This window comes from Chromobacterium violaceum ATCC 12472, assembly GCF_000007705.1.
GTDB lineage: Bacteria > Pseudomonadota > Gammaproteobacteria > Burkholderiales > Chromobacteriaceae > Chromobacterium > Chromobacterium violaceum.
The window spans coordinates 3,342,383-3,356,797 of the sequence record NC_005085.1 but is presented as its reverse complement, the minus strand read 5'-3'; the positions used below and the strand labels follow the sequence as shown (position 1 = coordinate 3,356,797).

Here is a 14,415-nt window from a genome sequence, read left to right as displayed (position 1 = left end):
GATGCGGCGGCGGCCGGCTGGCCGCCGCATGGTTGATTCTTCAGCGTTTGGCCAGCAGGGCGGCCAGGTGGCGGACGATGGCCGAGGCCACTTCGTCCTTGGGCATTTGCGGCAAGGGATGTTGGCCCGCGTCGTCCAGCAGCACGACCTGGTTGTCGTCTGCGCCCATCGCCTGCTGGGCGAGATTGGCCACCAGCATCGGCAGTTTCTTGCGCTTGCGCTTGGCTTCGGCGAATTCCAGCAGGTTCTGGCTTTCGGCGGCGAAGCCGACGCAGAACGGCGCGGCGGGCAGGCTGGCGACGGTGGCCAGGATGTCCGGATTCTCCTCCAGCTCGATGGTCGGCGCGGCGGCGCCTTTCTTGATCTTGTGCTCGCTGCGGTTCTTCACCCGGTAGTCGGCCACCGCCGCCACCGAGATGAACACGTCGCTGCGGCCCACTTCGGCCAGCACCGCCTGCTGCATCTCGGCGGCGCTCTGGACGTCCAGGCGGCGCACATTCATCGGCGCCTCCATGCCGGTGGGGCCGGAGACCAGGGTCACTTCGGCGCCGGCGTCGCGGCAGGCGCGCGCCAGCGCGTAGCCCATCTTGCCCGAGCTGATGTTGGTGATGCCGCGCACCGCGTCTATCGCTTCGTAAGTGGGGCCGGCGGTCAGCAGCACTTTCTTGCCGGCCAGCCGCTTGTCGGCGAAGAAGCCGTGCAGCAGCTCGACGATTTCATGCGGCTCCAGCATGCGGCCGTCGCCGGTCTCGCCGCAGGCCTGGAAGCCGTTGCCGGGGCCGAACACGGTCACGCCGTCCGCCTCCAGCTGGGCGATGTTGCGCTGGTTGGGCGGGTTCTGCCACATCTGCAGATTCATCGCCGGAGCGACGATCAGCGGGCAGGCGCGGGCGGCGGCCAGCGTCGAGACCAGGTCGTCGCAGGCGCCGTGGGCCAGCTTGAACAGCAGGTTGGCGGTGGCCGGCGCGATCAGGAACGCGTCGGCGCGGCGCGACAGCTCGATATGGGCCATCGCGTTGCTGGGGCGGGGGTCCCACAGGTCGGTGTAGACGGTGTGGCCCGACAGCGCCTGGAAGGTGGCGGGCGCGACGAAACGGGTGGCCGATTCGGTCATCACCACTTCCACTTGGTGCCCGGCCTTGATCAGCTGGCGGGTCAGCTCGGCGGATTTGTAGGCGGCGATGCCGCCGCCGACGCCGAGGAGGATGCGTTTGGCAGTCATCTCTATGGGTTCGAAAGCAGCCGTAAACTGGCCATTCTAGCGGATTTGTCCTTTCGGGTGGCCATGTCGTCCGCAGTTCATGCCAATGTTAATGTCATTGCCTGCTTCTATCTTGTTGGCCTGACCCCACAAACAATGCTATAGCCAGAAGGAGGATGCGTGATGTCTATCGCCAGTTGGCCCGAGTCCGAGCGTCCGCGGGAGAAATTGTTGTCGCAGGGCGCCGCGACGCTGAACGATTCCGAGCTGCTGGCCATCTTCCTGCGCACCGGCATCAAGGGCGTCAACGCGGTGGAGCTGGCGCGGCGGCTGTTGCAGGAGTTCGGTTCTCTTTCGGCATTGTTGGCCGCGCCGCTGCCGGCGTTCAAGGCCAAGCCGGGTCTGGGCGAAGCCAAGTACGCGCAGTTGATGGCATGCACCGAGCTGGCGCGGCGCGCGCTGTCGGAGCAGATGAGGCTGGGCGACGCGCTGTCCAGCCCGCAGCAGGTGAGGGACTACCTGAGGCTGAGCATAGGCCGGCGCGAGGTCGAAACATTTGTTGTGATTTTTTTGTCGGCACAAAACCGGCTGATCGAAGTCGAAGAAGTGTTCAAGGGAACCTTGACCGAGACCCGGGTGTATCCGCGGGAAGTGTTGCGGCGGGCATTGCGGCACAACGCGGCGGCGCTGATCATCGCGCACAATCACCCGTCAGGCGTCAGCGAGCCGTCCAGCGCCGACCGGGTGCTGACCGACACGCTCAAGCGGGCGCTGGAACTGGTCGATATCAGGTTACTTGACCATTTTGTCGTAACCGGCGGGCACGCGGAATCGTTCGCCGAGCGTGGCTGGCTGTAGAAGTGGAGTGAACACGCGGAGCCCGATGCGATGGCGGTTCGACAGTGCCGCCCCAGATGACGGAGTCCGCGAACAATAACTGTCTGCTTGACCTTGTTCTCCACCGCATCATAAGGAGGTCATCATGAACATCCTGCGTTTGCTGAATGAATCGGACTACATTCAGGTCAACAACCAGTTCGTCAAGCCGGACTTCCACGTGGTTTCAGAAGAGTTCTCCGACGACGATGACGTGGTGCTGGAAGCCACGTTGGATGGCCAGGAGCTGGTGTTGACCGTGGCCGACCTGACCGACGCCACGCCGCTCGCCGACGGCGGCTTCTGGCTGGAGGGCCTGGGCTATCTCCGCTTCCTGTCGCAGCAGAATCTGCACTGACGCTCCGTTGCCGCATTCCCGATGGCCCGGCCCTCGCCGGGCCATTTCATTTGGCGGTCCAGGTTTGACCTGCCTCAACTCCGATCCGGGCGCGATGTTCTAGAGTGGCTGCTGTTATTTGCCAGTCATAAATCGGAAGCGTGGAGCGCATATGCAAAAGTTCAGGATAGGCATGGTGGGAGTGGGGGAGACAGGCACGCCTTTGCTGAAGCAGTTGCTGGATGCGCCGTTCGTCGAGCTGGTCGGCGTGGCGGATCTGGATTTGCGTCTGCCCGGCATCCTGCTCGCCAAGGAACGGGGAGTGCCGGTGACCGACAATTTCATCGAGATCGCCGAACAGGGCAGCCGCGTCGACATCATCATAGACGTCACCGGCTCCCGCAAGGTAAGGGAGGATCTCCGCCGCTACATGCAGTTTTCCGGCAACACCCACACGGTAATCGTGCACGAGCGCGTGGCGCTGCTGATGCTGTCGCTGGGGGCCGGACGCTGGGTGGAGACCAGGCATGACGAGTTAAGTTATTGATTCGGAATGCTTAGGATATGAGGCTGTCCCGGCGACAAGGGATGGCTGCACGAGGGGATGCGGGAGGCTTGCGCCTCCCGCTTTTTTTATTCTCGGGTCGGCGCTTCGGGCCGGCCGGCGTTCTTGTATGCTGGGAGTGTAGTCCGCGTGGTTTGCGTGTTGCGGATCATCCTTCATTGCCATGCAAGGGGAATGCAAATGATCAAGCCATCTTCATCCGCCTGGCTGCTGCTGCTGTTGCTGCCGGGACTCGTATACGCCGCCCTGGGGCAGCGCATCGACTTGTCAAGCTCGGCGCCGGCCGCCGGCCGTCAGCAGCTGGCCGTCACTACCGGCGCGGCCTATCGGGTGGTGCAGGAGCAGGATGCCGCGGGTCGAGTGATCCGCCAGTATGTGGCCGGCGACGGCACCGTGTTCGCCGTGGCCTGGAGCGGGCCTACGCTGCCGAATCTGCAGCAGTTGCTGGGCGATTATTTTCCCGCCTTCCGCCAGTCCCAGCAGGCCAACCGCCGCGGGCTGAATGCGATGCAGGGCCAGGTGGGCAGCTTTGTGGTGCAGTCCCGCGGCCGCTTGGGCAACTTTTCCGGCTTCGCTTACGACAGCGCCCTGTTGCCGGCGGGCGTAGCCATTGATCAGCTGAAATGAGGGGCGAAGCGATGCGAAGAATAATATCGATATGCCTGATGCTGTTGTTGAGCGCTTGCGGCGGGGGCGGAGGTGATGGAGGCAATCTCTCCAATGGCAGCAATACCGGCAGCACGGCCAACAGCGTGACGATGACGGTCGATTCCGGGCCCAGCGGCGTCCAGGGCGCGTTCAATCTGCCTTATGTCTCGGTCACCGTCTGCACGCCGGGCAGCGCCAGCAATTGCCAGACGGTCGATCACGTGCTGGTCGACACCGGCTCCACCGGTTTGCGGATACTGGCGTCGGCCTTGAATGCCTCGCTGCTGGCAGGGTTGGGCAGCCAGCAGGTGAACAGCCGGCAGGTGGTGGAGTGCATGCAGTTCGCCGATGGCATCACCTGGGGGCCGGTCAAGCTGGCCGACGTCAAGATGGCCGGCAAGACGGCGAGCGCGCTGCCGATGCAGCTGATTTCAGATCCGTCGTACGCCACGATTCCGGCCAGCTGCTCATCGATAGGCTCCAATGAAGGCAATCTCGCCGGGCTGGAGGCCAACGGCATCATCGGCGTCAGCCAGGCCTTGCAGGATTGCGAGATCAATGGCAATTGCGCCAGCAATTCGGCCAATTCCCTGTACTACTTGTGCGCCGGCGCAACGAGTTGCGTACCGGGCGCGGTGCCGGTGGCGCAGCAGGTGGCCAATCCGGTGGCCAGTTTCAGCGGCGACAACAACGGCGTGCTGCTGCAATTGCCCAGCCTTGCCGCCACCGGTGCGGCAAGCGCCACCGGCTCGCTGACCTTCGGCATAGGCACCCAGTCCAATAATGCGGTTCCAGGCGGCGCCCAGGCCTTCCTTACCACCTCGGCTTCGGCGTTCAACATCAACACCCTCTACAAGGGCCTTAGCTATTCCAGCTTTATCGACAGCGGCTCCAATATATTGTTTTTCCCGGATAGCAGCATCAGCACCTGCGTGGTATCTGGTTCAACCTGGTTCTGCCCCGCCTCGCAGCAGAACCTGAGCGCGGTGTTGTCCAGCGGCGCCAGCAGCAGCACCGTCAATTTCAGCGTGATCAGCGCGCAGTACCTGACGAGCACCAGTTATGCGGCCATTCCTGGCATCGCCGCGCCGGCCTCCGGCGTGCTTGCCAGCCAATTCGACTGGGGCCTGCCGTTCTTCTATGGCCGCAGCGTGTTCATCGGTTTCACCGGCCGCAGCAACCCGTTGGGAAATGGCCCTATGTATATTTTCTGAGCCAGTCCGATCTTGCGGCGCAGCAAAAGCTGGCCTATAACGCAAGCGTCATCACGATGACATCTCCTCTGTCTTTGTGCTTGAGGATAATGGCAAACAGGCCCGGAACATTCCGGGCCTTTTTTTGTTATATGGTCGGCACAAAATGTCAGTTAACCTGGTATTTGTTCCATGCTACATTTCCATGTCATTTTTATGTCGGAATGCATGTGAACGCGGCGAAGAAGATACGGCAATTGCTGGATCAGAGCGAAGAGCCGGAGCAAGTGGAAGTGTTGTTGCAGATGGCGGCCGGTTTGCAGCTTGGCTTGCCGTTCGACCTGAGGCGCTTGTGCGGGATCGAGCAGCCTTATTTCGAATTGGGCATGGCTCTGCTTAAGGACTGGCACGCCGATCATCACATCGCCGCGCGCAGCAAGCTCTTGGAGTCGATTCTGGCCCGGGACCAGGGGCTGCAGCTTCGGCTGTGCCATCTGGGGTCCGCCGCGGGCTGACCTTGTTGTTAGAATGGCCGTCTTTGGATTCACGGAGACGATCATGCTGGCGGATGTGGAACTGGCCAAATCCTATCGATTGTTGAACCATGGCCCGACGGTGCTGGTCAGCAGCGCGGCGGCAGGCAGGCGCAACGTGATGGCCGCCGCCTGGGCGATGCCGCTGGATTTCGATCCGCCCAAGGTGCTGGTGGTGATCGACAAGTCCACGTATACCCGGGAGCTGGTTGAGGCCAGCGGCGAGTTCGTGCTCAACATTCCCTGCCGCGCGCAGGCGGAGCAAGTGGTGCGGGTGGGCAGCGAGAGCGGCCATGGTCGGGACAAGTTCGCGTCCAGCGGGCTCGCGCCTCTGCCGGCGCGGAAAGTGGGCGCGCCGAGGGTGGCCGGCTGCATCGCCTATCTGGAGTGCAAGGTGGTTCTAGAGCCGCACAATCAGCGGCAATATGATCTGTTCATCGGCGAAGTGGTCGCCGCCCAGGCTGATGACGCCTTGTTCAGCGATGGTCATTGGCATTTCGACGACGACCCGGCCAAGCGCAGCCTGCACTACATCGCCGGCGGCGCCTTCTTCGCCACCGGCGAGGCGTTCAGCGTCTGAGCGTCGCCCCACAATCCTGCGCTGCGCCTTCTTGCCGCTTGGCGACGGTGCCGGCGCGTCTTCGCTCAGGCGCATCGCGAGGTTGGATTGGCGATGAAAAAGCCCGCTTTCGCGGGCTTTTTGTTTGCGCGGGGCGTTTACTGCCAGTCGACCAGCGCGTACAGCTTCTTACCGCGCTTCAGCAGCGAGTACTGGCCGAACAGGCGCTCGCCGTCGCCGATCGCGTGCTCCAGGCTGTCCACCTTGATGCCGTTGACGCTGACGGCGCCGCTCTGGATGAAGGTGCGCGCCTCGCTCTTGGACTTGGCCAGGCCGCCGGCGGCCAGCGCGTCGATCAGGCCGCTGGCGCTCTTGTCCAGCTTGATGGTCGGCAGGCCGTCCTGCGCCAGCTGGGCGAAGTCGTCGGCGGTCAGGTTGGTCAGGTCGTTGCTGAACAGGCTGTGGGTGATGCGCTGCGCGGCTTCCAGCGCGGCCTTGCCGTGCACCAGCTCGGTGACTTGCTCGGCCAGGATGCGCTGGCCTTCCGGCTTGCCTTCGCGGCTCTTGTCGGCTTCTTCGATCGAGGCGATCTCGTCCACCGACAGGAAGCTGAAGTAGCGCAGGAACTTGTACACGTCGGCGTCGGCCGTGCCGAGCCAGAACTGGTAGAAGGCGTAGGGCGAGGTCTTCTTCGCGTCTAGCCAGATGGTGCCGGATTCGGTCTTGCCGAATTTGGTGCCGTCGGCCTTGGTCACCAGCGGCATGGTCAGGCCGTATACCTGGGTCTGGTTCAGGCGGCGGGTCAGGTCGGTGCCGGCGGTGATGTTGCCCCACTGGTCGGAACCGCCGATCTGCAGCTTGCAGCCCAGCCGCTGGTTCAGCTCGGCGAAATCATAGCCCTGCAGCAGGCTGTAGGAGAACTCGGTGTAGGAGATGCCCTGGTCGTCGCGGTTGATCCGCTGCTGCACCGATTCCTTCTTGATCATCGCGTTGACAGAGAAGTGCTTGCCGATGTCGCGCAGGAACTCGAGCGCGTTCATTTTGCCGAACCAGTCGTAGTTGTTGGCCATCACGGCGGCGTTTTCGCCTTCGAAGGACAGGAAGGGTTCCACTTGCTTGCGGATCTTTTCCACCCAGCCCTCGATCACGTCCGGGGTGTTCAGCTTGCGCTCGGCGGCCTTGAAGCTCGGGTCGCCTATCATGCCGGTGGCGCCGCCCACCAGGGCCACCGGACGGTGGCCGGCCTGCTGGAAGCGCTTCAGCATCAGGATGGGCACCAGGCTGCCGATGTGCAGGCTGTCCGCCGTCGGGTCGAAGCCGCAATAAAGCGTAACCGATTCCTTGTTCAGCAGTTCTTGCAGCGCGGCCATATCGGTGGTTTGCGCGATGAGGCCACGGGCCTCCAGATCCTGAAGAAGGGCGGTTTGCGTCATTTGACTGGGTCTCCAACACGGTAGAAAAACAACGGCCCTCGGGGGCCGTCAGGGACATGCGGGCCCGACGCCGCGCCGCGTCGTCGGGAAAAACGTCCATCTTAACCGAAAATGGGGCCAATTGCGCCTCCTGGCGCAGAATATCCTCATCCATGGCATGGGCGGGTTTGCCTGCCTGCCGCATTGCGGCAAAATGTCGAATGGAAAATCAGGAAAGGAAGAATCGATGTCGCGGCAGGTCAAGGTATGGGATGCGCCCACCCGTTTGTTTCACTGGACGCTGGTGATATTGTTCGGCGCGATGTGGTTCTGCGCGGAGCAGGGCGGCGAATGGCTGCAATACCATATCTATTGCGGCGTGGCGCTGGCGTCGCTGCTGGTGTTCCGCCTGGTCTGGGGCGTGATCGGCAGCCAGACCGCGCGCTTTTCCAGCTTTGTGCGCGGTCCGCGCGCCATTCTGCGTTACCTGAAGGGCGAGCTGCCGGAGCGCGAGGCGCCGGGCCACAACCCGCTGGGCGGCTGGATGGTGGTGGTCATGCTGCTGGCGCTGGCCGCGCAGGTGCTGACCGGCCTATTCGCCGCCGACGTGGACAGCTACCTGTACGATGGCCCGCTGGCCAAGCACGTGGGCAGCGGCTTGGCCGAGGCCGCCACCGGCGTGCACAAGCTGCTGTTCAACGGCCTGCTGGGCCTGGTGGGGCTGCATGTCGCCGCCATCGTCGCCTACCGGGTGGTGAAGAAGCAGAACCTGGTGGGGCCGATGCTGACCGGCTACAAGAAAATGGCGGGCGAGCCGCCGCGGCTGCGTTTCGCCCACGGCGCGCTGGCCTTGGCGACGCTGCTGTTGTCGGCGGGCGGCCTGTATTTCGCGCTGCTGCGCTGAAGCGCTTCCGCGGAAAACGACAAAGCCGGCAATCGCCGGCTTTTTGCTTTCCACCGCGCCGGGCGCTTATTTTTCCGGGCCGCGGAAGGCGTCGTGACAGGTCTTGCAGTTTTGCGCCACCTGGCCGTAGGCCTTCTTGATGGCGGCCAGATCGCCGGCCTTGGCGACGGCGGCGAGGTTGTCCACCGATTTCAGGAAGGCGTCGCGGTCGGCCTGGAACTTGGCCGGCTGGCTCCAGATTTCCGGCTTGGCGCGGCTCTTGCCGCTGATGCTGTTCGCCGGGAAGTGCTTGAACGGCTCCGCGGCCAGCGTCTTCATCGCTTCCGCCTGCTGCTCGAACTTGGCCTTGTCATAGGGCGCGCGCTCGCGCACCGCCATGCCCATGGGCTCGAACGATTGCAGCAGCATCTTCTTGAATGCCTGGCCGCGAATTTCGGCGGGGGTGTCGGCGTGGGCGGCGGGAATGGCGATGGCTGCCAGCAGCAGCGCGGTCAGTATCTTGTTCATGGCGTCTCGAATGCGTGTCGTGCTTGTCGGATGGCGGCGCGGCGCGGCGCGCCGCAAGAGCCTGTTTGCGATGAGTGGCCGATGCCGCAAAAAGATCGTAAACAGGCGCTCAGCCGATTATATCGATGACGGCGGGAAATGGGGCCGGGTGGGCGGCCCGGGCGGATCAATCCTTGCGGAAATCCTTGTGGCAGGCCTTACAGGTCTGCTGGGTGGCGCCGAACTGGGCCTTGATCGCGGCCAGATCGCCGGTCAGCGCCACTTGCTTCAGCTTGGCGGTGGCGGCCTTGTGGTTGTCGATGGCTTTCTGCCAGTCGGCGGGCTTGCTCCAGATTTCCGCTTTGGCGTCGGTCTTGCCCGCGCCGCTGCCGGCCGGGAAGTATTGCCAGGGCTGCTGCGACAACTGTTCCAGCTTGGCCGCCTGCTTGGCGAATTGGTCCTTGTTGTAAGGGATTTCGCCCTTCACCATCTTGCCCATCTCGCCGACCACCGGCTTGTACTGCTTGAACACGTCCTTGCGCTGGCTGACCGGGTCGGCGGCGAAGGCCTGGGCGGCCAATAGCAGCGCCACGGAAGCCATTAACATCTTTTTCATCGAAACTCTCCTTGTTTGGCATGAAAAGCGGCGTTGGCAGCGTATCACGGCATGCACTTCGCCAAAACCCGCAATGTGTAAATGGTTGAAAGTGTGCGATGTTATACAGTAACATTATCGCCGTCATTCAGCCGAACCATGGCAAACCGAAATGGATTCCACCTCCTATCTCGCCGCCGCCGAGCGCCACTGCGCCGCGCGCGGCAGCAAGCTGACCGAACTGCGCCGCCAGGTGCTGAAGCTGGTGCTGGGCCGCCGCGGCGTGGTCAAGGCCTACCAGGTGCTGGCCGATCTGCAGCAGCAGCGCGGCAACGCCGCGCCGCCGACCGTCTACCGCGCGCTGGACTTCCTGGTGGAGCACGGCCTGTTGCACAAGGTGGACGCGCTCAACGGCTTCATCGTCTGCGATCATTTCGATTGCCAGCATGAGAGCCTGATCCTGGTGTGCGAGCAATGCGGCCGCGTCAATGAAGTGGACGCCGCCGGAGGGCTGGCCAGCCTGCGTGAAATGGCGCAAGCCGCCGGCTTCGCGCTCAGTCCGCAAAACCTGGTGCTGGCCGGACGCTGCCAGTCCTGTGCCGTCTGAATCTGAAGAAATCATGAACAACAAGACCAAAGTCAACCTGTTTACCGGCTTTCTGGGCGTCGGCAAGACCACCGCGCTGCGCCACCTGATCGCCAACCGGCCGCAACACGAGAAGTGGGCGGTGATCGTCAACGAGTTCGGCGAAGTCGGCATAGACGGCGCCGCGCTGCTCAACGACGAGCTGGCGGTGGCGGAGATCGCCGGCGGCTGCCTGTGCTGCGTCGCCGGCCCGCAAATGACGGCCACCGTGGCCACGCTGCTGCGCCGCGAGAAGCCGGACCGCCTGCTGATCGAGGCCAGCGGCCTCGCCCATGCCGCCGGCGTCATCGACGAGCTGCGCGCCAAGCCCTTGGGCGAGGCGCTGGAAGTGGCCGCGGTGCTGACCTTGGTGGACCCGCGCCAGTTCATCCAGCCCGACTACCACCGCCAGCCGCTGTACCGCGACCAGATCTCCATCGCCGACGTGCTGGTGGCCAACAAGATCGACACCGCCGACATCCCGACCATGGAAGCCTTCCGCGCGCAGGCGGCGGCGCTGTTCCCGCCCAAGTCGCTGGTCGGCGAGGTGCGCGACGGCCAGCTGGATGTCGCCTGGCTGGACGCCGAGCTGGCGGCCAAGCCGCGCTACCGCCCGGCGGTGTTGCCGGACAATGCCAGCGCGTGGCAATCGGCCGGCTGGACCTTCGACCCGGAGCTGAATTTCGACGGCGAGCGGCTGACGCGGCTGTTCGACGGCCTGCCGGCCAAGGTGCCGGGCCTGGTTCGCGCCAAGGGCGTGTTCCGCGTGCTGGACAGTTGGGTATGGCTGAACTGGGCCGCCGGGCAGTGGGGCGCGGCCCAGGTGTCCTGGCGCCGCGACAGCCGCTTCGAGCTGATCGCGCCCGAATTCGACGCCGCCGCGGTGGAAGCCTGGCTGAAGGAGTGCCTGGAATGAGCGGACAACACTCGCACGATCATGGGCACGGCCACGCGCACGCGCCGCACCGCCACGTGACCGCCGCCAATCTGCGCGCGCCGCTGAGCCTGCTGTCGATGTCGGCCGCCCGGCGCGTCGCGCTGACGCTGCTGCCGCTGGCCGGGTTGTGGCTCTTGGTGTGGTGGGCATTGCGGGAGCTGGCATGAGCATCATCCTGAACAACCTGACGGTGTCCTACCAGCGCCATCCGGCGGTGCACCACATCAGCGGCCGCTTCGCCGACGGCGACGCCACCGCGATCTTCGGACCCAACGGCGCGGGCAAGAGCACCTTGCTGAAGGCGATGATAGGCGCGCTGACGCCGGATGCCGGCGGCGTGGACCTGAACGGCTACCGCCGCAGCGACATCGCCTACCTGCCGCAGCAGGCCGAGATCGACCGCAGCATGCCGGTCAGCGTGCTGGAGCTGGTTTGCACCGGGCTGTGGCACCAGAGCGGGCCGTTCGGCGGCGTGGGCCGCGACGGCATGGCCCGCGCGATCGAGGCGCTGGAGCAGGTGGGCCTGGCCGACTTCGCGCTGCGGCCCATCGCCGCGCTGTCGAGCGGCCAATTCCAGCGCGTGCTGTTCGCCCGCATCCTGGTGCAGGACGCCAGGCTGATCCTGCTGGACGAGCCCTTCAACGCGGTGGACGCCAAGACCACCGAGGACCTGCTGGGCCTGGTGGCGCAGTGGCGGCGCGAGCGGCGCACCGTGATCGCGGTGCTGCACGACGCGCTGCAGGTGAGGGCGCATTTCCCGCACACGCTGCTGATGGCGCGCGAGGTGATCGCCTGGGGCGACAGCGCCACGGTATTGAATGACGACAATCTGCGGCGCGCGGTGGACACCGCCGCCCACTGGCAGGCCCAGGCGCCGGTTTGCGGCCTGGATGGAGCAAGCGCCTGATGCAACACTTGTACGATCTTCTGGTTTCGCCCTTCGTCGAATTCGCCTTCATGCGCCGCGCCCTGGCCGGCTGCCTGGCGCTGGCGCTGGGCTCGGGGCCCATCGGCCTGTTCCTGGTGATGCGGCGCATGAGCCTGATGGGCGACGCGATGAGCCACGCCGTGCTGCCCGGCGCCGCCGTCGGCTTCATGTTCGCCGGCCTCAGCCTGCCGGCGATGAGCCTGGGCGGCTTCGTCGCCGGCGTGCTGGTGGCGCTGCTGGCCGGTTTGGCCACCCGCTTCACCAGCATCAAGGAGGACGCCAGCTTCGCCGCCTTTTACCTGCTGTCCCTGTCCTTGGGCGTGCTGCTGGTGTCCCGGGGCGGCAGCAACGTCGATCTGATGCACATCCTGTTCGGCTCGGTGCTGGCGGTGGACGACGCCGCGCTGTACCTGGTGTCCGGCGTGGCCACGGTGACGCTGCTGACCTTGGCCGTCATCTACCGGCCGCTGTTGCTGGAAAGCCTGGACCCGGTCTACCTGCGCGCGGTGGGCGCGCGCGGCGCCTGGTGGCATCTCTTGTTCCTGATGCTGGTGGTGTTGAACCTAGTGGCCGGCTTCCAGTCGCTGGGCACGCTGATGGCGGTCGGCCTGATGATGCTGCCGGCGATCACCTCGCGGCTGTGGACCGAGCGCATCGAGGCCATGCTGGCCTTGGCGGTGGCCATCGCCTTCTTCAGCGGCCTGGGCGGTCTGTTGCTGTCCTACCACTTCGAGTTGCCGTCCGGCCCCGCCATCATCCTGCTGGCCGGCGTGGTCTATCTGCTGTCTTTGCTGTTCGCGCCGGTTGGGGGCGCGTTGCCGCGCTACATCCGCGCGCGGCATCTGGAATCTTGAACCTATAGGGGAAGCCTCATGAAGAAGACTTTAGCCGCCTTGCTGCTGCTGGGCATGCCGGCCCTGGCCTTGGCCAAGGTGCCGGTGGTGGCCAGTTTCAGCATCATCGCCGACATGGCCCGCGAAATCGGCGGCGACCGCGTCGAGGTGGTGTCGCTGGTCGGCCCGGACCAGGACGCCCACGTGTTCCAGCCGTCGCCGGCCGACATCAAGAAGGTGTCCGCCGCCAAGGTGCTGGTGACCAACGGCCTGGGCCTGGAGGGCTGGATGACCCGTTTGGACAAGGCGGCCAATTTCCGCGGCGTGACCGTGGTGGCGTCCAAGGGCATCCGGACCCGGGAAGCGGCGGAAGAGGAGCATGCCGAGGACGGCCATGATCACGGCCACGATCACGGCGCGGTGGATCCGCACGCCTGGCACGACCCGGCGCGGGTGCAGACCTATATCCGCAACATCAGCGCCGGCCTGATCCAGGCCGATCCGGCGGGCAAGGCCGAGTACCAGCGCCGCGCCGCCGATTACGCGGCCAAGGTGAAGGCGGTGGACGACTGGGCCCAGCGGCAGTTCGCCGCGGTGCCGCCCGCCAAGCGCAAAATCCTGACTTCGCACGACGCCTTCGGCTATCTGGGCGAGCGCTACCAGTTGAAGGTGCTGGCGATCCAGGGCGTCAGCACCGAGTCCGAGGCCTCGGCCAAGGGGGTCGCGCAGCTGACGCGGCAGGTGAGAAAAGAGGGCGTCAAGGCGGTGTTCATGGAAAACATGAGCGATGCCAGGCTGCTGAGGCAGCTGTCCGCCGAGGCCAAGGTGCAGATCGGCGGCAAGCTGTACGCCGACGCGCTGTCCGGCCCCGGCGGTCCGGCCGCCAGCTATCTGCAGCTGATGCGCTACAACGTCGACACCATCATGAAATCGTTCCGCTGACCAGCTGAGCCAGCTTCCACGCGCCGATTCCCGCCACGCCCAGTCCGGCCGCCAGCCGCACTGGGCGTTTTTGCATCCAGCGGCGCAGGCTGTCGGCGAACACCCCCATCAGCAACAGGTTGGGCAGCGTGCCCAGGCCGAAGGCCAGCATCAGGCCGGCGCCGGCGCCGGCCGAGCCGCTGGCCAGCGCCGAGATCGACGCGCTGTAGACCAGTCCGCAGGGCAGCCAGCCCCATACCGCGCCCACCGCGACGGCGCGGCCGGCGGATCGCACCGGCAGCAGCCGCCCCACCAGCGGCTGAATCCGCCGCCAGACGGGCTGTCCCAGCTTTTCAAGCGCGGTGACGGCCTGGGCGAATCCCGCCAGATAGAGGCCCATCGCGATCAGCATCAGATCGGCCAGCGCGGCCAGGCCCAGCTGCCAGGAATGCGTGGACGCCAGGCTGAGTCCGCCGGCAGCCACCCCGCCCAGCAGCGCGCCGATCAGCGCGTAACTGGCGATGCGTCCGAGATTGTAGCCGGCCAGCACCCGCCAACGGGCGTGGCCGGTAGGCTGGTGCAGGGTGAGGGCGGCGACGATGCCGCCGCACATGCCGACGCAATGTCCTCCCCCCAGCAGGCCGGCGAGGAACAGAATCCAGTAATTTGTCTCAATCATGCCGCAAGCGGTTCAGGAAAGCTCTATGGTAACAGAGGGCATGACGGAGCGGCGGTAAGCCGCTGATTTGGCTTGACGATGGGGTTGACGGCGGATTGTTCGATTCTTTTTGGCATTGTCGAAACAGTCATTCTACAAAAAAGGTTGAAGATAATTGTTTCGCCTACTGGCCAAAAGGACAGT

Annotated in this window: 19 protein-coding genes; 14 read left to right on the top strand and 5 right to left on the bottom strand. The window is 64.9% G+C overall.

Annotated elements, in window-relative coordinates; genetic code table 11:
• Nucleotides 1-40: 40 nt before the first annotated feature.
• Nucleotides 41-1,222, bottom strand: coding sequence for a bifunctional phosphopantothenoylcysteine decarboxylase/phosphopantothenate--cysteine ligase CoaBC (gene coaBC / locus CV_RS15110; RefSeq protein WP_011136627.1), 1,182 nt, complete (start codon nucleotides 1,220-1,222; stop codon nucleotides 41-43).
• Nucleotides 1,223-1,384: 162 nt separating this feature from the next.
• On the opposite strand from coaBC, the gene radC reads away from it, so the two are divergent.
• The 7 genes from radC to CV_RS15075 all read left to right on the top strand — a co-directional run bounded on the left by radC (nucleotide 1,385) and on the right by CV_RS15075 (nucleotide 5,933).
• Nucleotides 1,385-2,059 carry a RadC family protein gene (radC, locus tag CV_RS15105; protein WP_011136626.1) on the top strand — a complete coding sequence of 225 codons (675 nt, stop codon included), beginning with the start codon at nucleotides 1,385-1,387 and terminating at the stop codon, nucleotides 2,057-2,059.
• A gap of 124 nt (nucleotides 2,060-2,183) precedes the next feature.
• Nucleotides 2,184-2,435, top strand: coding sequence for a hypothetical protein (locus tag CV_RS15100; RefSeq protein ID WP_011136625.1), 252 nt, complete (start codon nucleotides 2,184-2,186; stop codon nucleotides 2,433-2,435).
• 151 nt (nucleotides 2,436-2,586) lie between these two features.
• The gene (locus CV_RS15095) at nucleotides 2,587-2,961 is read left to right on the top strand and encodes an oxidoreductase (protein WP_043596442.1); all 375 of its coding nucleotides are present in this window, start codon (nucleotides 2,587-2,589) and stop codon (nucleotides 2,959-2,961) included.
• Nucleotides 2,962-3,159: 198 nt separating this feature from the next.
• Nucleotides 3,160-3,606: a DUF2844 domain-containing protein gene (locus CV_RS15090; RefSeq protein ID WP_011136623.1), complete on the top strand. Its 447-nt coding sequence runs from the start codon at nucleotides 3,160-3,162 to the stop codon at nucleotides 3,604-3,606.
• 38 nt (nucleotides 3,607-3,644) lie between these two features.
• Nucleotides 3,645-4,841: a DUF3443 domain-containing protein gene (locus CV_RS15085; protein WP_011136622.1), complete on the top strand. Its 1,197-nt coding sequence runs from the start codon at nucleotides 3,645-3,647 to the stop codon at nucleotides 4,839-4,841.
• A gap of 209 nt (nucleotides 4,842-5,050) precedes the next feature.
• Nucleotides 5,051-5,335, top strand: coding sequence for a hypothetical protein (locus CV_RS15080; protein WP_131825819.1), 285 nt, complete (start codon nucleotides 5,051-5,053; stop codon nucleotides 5,333-5,335).
• A gap of 43 nt (nucleotides 5,336-5,378) precedes the next feature.
• Complete coding sequence (locus tag CV_RS15075; protein ID WP_011136620.1) at nucleotides 5,379-5,933, top strand: flavin reductase family protein; 555 nt, start codon at nucleotides 5,379-5,381, stop codon at nucleotides 5,931-5,933.
• Nucleotides 5,934-6,070: 137 nt separating this feature from the next.
• Here the strand turns inward: CV_RS15075 and tyrS are convergent, their stop codons facing one another.
• Nucleotides 6,071-7,345: a tyrosine--tRNA ligase gene (tyrS, locus tag CV_RS15070; RefSeq protein ID WP_011136619.1), complete on the bottom strand. Its 1,275-nt coding sequence runs from the start codon at nucleotides 7,343-7,345 to the stop codon at nucleotides 6,071-6,073.
• A gap of 226 nt (nucleotides 7,346-7,571) precedes the next feature.
• Here tyrS and CV_RS15065 point away from each other — a divergent pair, with 226 nt between their 5' ends.
• Nucleotides 7,572-8,228, top strand: a complete 657-nt coding sequence (locus CV_RS15065; protein WP_011136618.1) for a cytochrome b/b6 domain-containing protein — start codon at nucleotides 7,572-7,574, stop codon at nucleotides 8,226-8,228.
• 66 nt (nucleotides 8,229-8,294) lie between these two features.
• Here the strand turns inward: CV_RS15065 and CV_RS15060 are convergent, their stop codons facing one another.
• Together CV_RS15060 and CV_RS15055 are read right to left on the bottom strand one after the other, a co-directional pair.
• Entirely contained in the window at nucleotides 8,295-8,735 is a 441-nt protein-coding gene (locus tag CV_RS15060; RefSeq protein ID WP_043596431.1) for a c-type cytochrome, read from the bottom strand.
• 166 nt (nucleotides 8,736-8,901) lie between these two features.
• Nucleotides 8,902-9,330, bottom strand: coding sequence for a c-type cytochrome (locus CV_RS15055; protein ID WP_011136616.1), 429 nt, complete (start codon nucleotides 9,328-9,330; stop codon nucleotides 8,902-8,904).
• Nucleotides 9,331-9,481: 151 nt separating this feature from the next.
• Between CV_RS15055 and CV_RS15050 the strand changes: the two genes are divergently transcribed.
• Genes CV_RS15050 through CV_RS15025 form a run of 6 tightly spaced genes read left to right on the top strand, consistent with a single transcriptional unit; the run spans nucleotide 9,482 to nucleotide 13,574 of the window.
• On the top strand, nucleotides 9,482-9,916 hold the full coding sequence (locus CV_RS15050) for a transcriptional repressor (protein WP_043596428.1): 435 nt from the start codon (nucleotides 9,482-9,484) through the stop codon (nucleotides 9,914-9,916).
• A gap of 13 nt (nucleotides 9,917-9,929) precedes the next feature.
• The gene (locus tag CV_RS15045; protein ID WP_043596427.1) at nucleotides 9,930-10,850 is read left to right on the top strand and encodes a CobW family GTP-binding protein; all 921 of its coding nucleotides are present in this window, start codon (nucleotides 9,930-9,932) and stop codon (nucleotides 10,848-10,850) included.
• Nucleotides 10,847-11,038: a hypothetical protein gene (locus CV_RS15040; RefSeq protein WP_043596425.1), complete on the top strand. Its 192-nt coding sequence runs from the start codon at nucleotides 10,847-10,849 to the stop codon at nucleotides 11,036-11,038. Before CV_RS15045 ends, CV_RS15040 begins: the two co-directional genes overlap by 4 nt.
• Complete coding sequence (locus tag CV_RS15035) at nucleotides 11,035-11,778, top strand: metal ABC transporter ATP-binding protein (protein ID WP_011136613.1); 744 nt, start codon at nucleotides 11,035-11,037, stop codon at nucleotides 11,776-11,778. Before CV_RS15040 ends, CV_RS15035 begins: the two co-directional genes overlap by 4 nt.
• Nucleotides 11,778-12,653: a metal ABC transporter permease gene (locus CV_RS15030; protein WP_011136612.1), complete on the top strand. Its 876-nt coding sequence runs from the start codon at nucleotides 11,778-11,780 to the stop codon at nucleotides 12,651-12,653. Before CV_RS15035 ends, CV_RS15030 begins: the two co-directional genes overlap by 1 nt.
• 18 nt (nucleotides 12,654-12,671) lie before the next feature.
• Nucleotides 12,672-13,574: a metal ABC transporter substrate-binding protein gene (locus CV_RS15025; protein ID WP_011136611.1), complete on the top strand. Its 903-nt coding sequence runs from the start codon at nucleotides 12,672-12,674 to the stop codon at nucleotides 13,572-13,574.
• On the opposite strand, the gene CV_RS15020 is transcribed toward CV_RS15025, so the two are convergent.
• Nucleotides 13,555-14,232, bottom strand: a complete 678-nt coding sequence (locus CV_RS15020; RefSeq protein WP_011136610.1) for a sulfite exporter TauE/SafE family protein — start codon at nucleotides 14,230-14,232, stop codon at nucleotides 13,555-13,557. The genes CV_RS15025 and CV_RS15020 overlap by 20 nt on opposite strands.
• Nucleotides 14,233-14,415 lie beyond the last annotated feature (183 nt).

Bases quoted from the DNA above. Each gene is read 5' to 3' on its own strand.
- CV_RS15055 (WP_011136616.1), bottom strand. From the start codon at position 9,330: ATGAAAAAGATGTTAATGGCTTCCGTGGCGCTGCTATTGGCCGCCCAG.
- CV_RS15085 (WP_011136622.1), top strand. From the start codon at position 3,645: ATGCTGTTGTTGAGCGCTTGCGGCGGGGGCGGAGGTGATGGAGGCAAT.
- CV_RS15040 (WP_043596425.1), top strand. From the start codon at position 10,847: ATGAGCGGACAACACTCGCACGATCATGGGCACGGCCACGCGCACGCG.
- CV_RS15100 (WP_011136625.1), top strand. From the start codon at position 2,184: ATGAACATCCTGCGTTTGCTGAATGAATCGGACTACATTCAGGTCAAC.
- coaBC (WP_011136627.1), bottom strand. From the start codon at position 1,222: ATGACTGCCAAACGCATCCTCCTCGGCGTCGGCGGCGGCATCGCCGCC.
- CV_RS15025 (WP_011136611.1), top strand. From the start codon at position 12,672: ATGAAGAAGACTTTAGCCGCCTTGCTGCTGCTGGGCATGCCGGCCCTG.
- CV_RS15095 (WP_043596442.1), top strand. From the start codon at position 2,587: ATGCAAAAGTTCAGGATAGGCATGGTGGGAGTGGGGGAGACAGGCACG.
- CV_RS15045 (WP_043596427.1), top strand. From the start codon at position 9,930: ATGAACAACAAGACCAAAGTCAACCTGTTTACCGGCTTTCTGGGCGTC.
- CV_RS15035 (WP_011136613.1), top strand. From the start codon at position 11,035: ATGAGCATCATCCTGAACAACCTGACGGTGTCCTACCAGCGCCATCCG.
- CV_RS15075 (WP_011136620.1), top strand. From the start codon at position 5,379: ATGCTGGCGGATGTGGAACTGGCCAAATCCTATCGATTGTTGAACCAT.
- CV_RS15030 (WP_011136612.1), top strand. From the start codon at position 11,778: ATGCAACACTTGTACGATCTTCTGGTTTCGCCCTTCGTCGAATTCGCC.
- radC (WP_011136626.1), top strand. From the start codon at position 1,385: ATGTCTATCGCCAGTTGGCCCGAGTCCGAGCGTCCGCGGGAGAAATTG.
- tyrS (WP_011136619.1), bottom strand. From the start codon at position 7,345: ATGACGCAAACCGCCCTTCTTCAGGATCTGGAGGCCCGTGGCCTCATC.
- CV_RS15090 (WP_011136623.1), top strand. From the start codon at position 3,160: ATGATCAAGCCATCTTCATCCGCCTGGCTGCTGCTGCTGTTGCTGCCG.
- CV_RS15050 (WP_043596428.1), top strand. From the start codon at position 9,482: ATGGATTCCACCTCCTATCTCGCCGCCGCCGAGCGCCACTGCGCCGCG.
- CV_RS15020 (WP_011136610.1), bottom strand. From the start codon at position 14,232: ATGATTGAGACAAATTACTGGATTCTGTTCCTCGCCGGCCTGCTGGGG.
- CV_RS15060 (WP_043596431.1), bottom strand. From the start codon at position 8,735: ATGAACAAGATACTGACCGCGCTGCTGCTGGCAGCCATCGCCATTCCC.
- CV_RS15065 (WP_011136618.1), top strand. From the start codon at position 7,572: ATGTCGCGGCAGGTCAAGGTATGGGATGCGCCCACCCGTTTGTTTCAC.